The following is a 1,548-nucleotide window of genomic DNA, read 5'->3' as shown; positions in this document are numbered from 1 at the left end:
AGGAACTCGCCGGTCGCGACGTCGACCGGGTCACCACAGTCGGTGGTTTGCTTCGCGGTCTTGTTCAGGTCCGGCTTCTCGGAGCCGGACTGGTCGGGAAGCTTGCTCGTCTCCGGCGTGCTCGCCGGTTTTGTGGTCCCTGGGGTGTCCGGGTTATCAGTTGTCTTCGACGGTGTATCAGGTGTGCTGGCCGGATTCGTGGGCGTGTCCGGCTGTTTGGCAGTCGACGGTGTTGTCGAGGTGTCGGTGTTCTTCGTCGCCGCAGGGCTCGTGGTGGTGGTGTCGGCGTTCTTCGAGGTCTTGGACGGGGTCTTCTTGAACGCCTTCGCGATATCACCGAACGCCGACTTCAGCTGCTTGAGCAACGGCTTCAGCTTCGACATCGTCTTAGCCAACTTCGAGAACAACTTCGAGATTGTCGCGACAGTCTTCGCGATATACGCGGTGGCTTGGACCGCGACCAGCGGAGTCGCCAGACCGACCGAGAACACCAACTCCGCCGCCCACACCGCAAGACGGCCGACGGTCTGGGCTACCAGGTCACGCACGGTCTCGCGGACCGCGGCGACGATCCCCCCGGCCATCCGGATCGCTGAAGCTGCCGCGGTCGCTGCGGTGTTGGCCGCGGTCAGCAGGTTCGTGGTGTTCGACGCCGCTGACTTGTAGGCGGTGGCGGTTTGACCGGTCCAGTCCGCGACATCGGCAGTGACCGCGGCGTTCTGGGCAGTGGCCACTTCGCTGATGCGGGCGGCGACGTTGTCCCAGGTTTTGGCGTAGGCCTCGATCTGCGCGGGGTCGCCGGCGATCCAGTCCAGGGCCTCTTGCAATGGCTGGCAGTGTTCGATGAGCCAGCCGACGCCGTAACCGGCCAAGGTCCCGAGCGGGTCCACGACCAACGAAACCGCTTCGGCACCGAGACCGACGACACCGAGGCCTACCTCGATCCAAGAACCACCCGAGATCGCGTCGGACAGGTCGGTGACCGAGCTGACCAGGCTGATACCGGTGGACCAGTCGGTGGTGTCTTCCTTCGCCGCGATCAACGGGTTCGCGGCCATTACAGGCCGGACTGCTGGGTCTTGAGTGCTGCGGCGTTGGTGGTGTCGCGGGTGGTGAACGCATCAGCAACAGCGGTCAGGTTCGAACTGGTGCTCCCGAACGCGTCGATCGCGGCCTGGATCGCGTCGATGCCATCAGTCTCGACCGAATCGACGAACAACGGACCGAGGAAGGCACAGAGTTTCCCGAACGCATCCGACGGCGCGGAGACGGCTTGGGCTGCTTCGAGGGCTTCGGTCAACCCTGAACCGGCCGAGGTGACATTGGTGGCGTGGGTTTTGATCTTGTCCGGGGAGATGCTGAGTTCCCCGCCTGCGCTTGTCATCTTCGCTGCCCCGCCCCTCGTGTGATGCCACCCCGGTCGGCGGGCACTTCCTGGCCCGTGACCTGCGGTGTCGAACCTGATCGACCAGGTCGAAACCACCGAAAAGAACCGGCAGGAAAGACCTGCGGCACGCAGTGCCAATCGCCGAGCGTAGCGGATACGAC

Annotated in this window: 1 protein-coding gene and 1 pseudogene; both read right to left on the bottom strand. The window is 64.3% G+C overall.

Features of this window, described 5'->3' with window-relative positions; translation table 11 throughout:
- Positions 1 to 1,058, bottom strand: a pseudogene (locus ACWFRF_RS34845) (hypothetical protein); the annotation flags it as partial.
- Positions 1,058 to 1,384, bottom strand: coding sequence for a type VII secretion target (locus ACWFRF_RS34840; protein WP_452454366.1), 327 nt, complete (start codon positions 1,382 to 1,384; stop codon positions 1,058 to 1,060). The pseudogene ACWFRF_RS34845 and the gene ACWFRF_RS34840, both read right to left, overlap by 1 nt.
- Between the last annotated feature and the right edge of the window lie 164 nt (positions 1,385 to 1,548).

It is taken from the genome of Nocardia sp. NPDC055165, assembly GCF_053606985.1.
This window is presented reverse-complemented; position numbering and strand designations above follow the sequence as displayed.

Bases quoted from the DNA above. Each gene is read 5' to 3' on its own strand.
- ACWFRF_RS34840 (WP_452454366.1), bottom strand. From the start codon at position 1,384: ATGACAAGCGCAGGCGGGGAACTCAGCATCTCCCCGGACAAGATCAAA.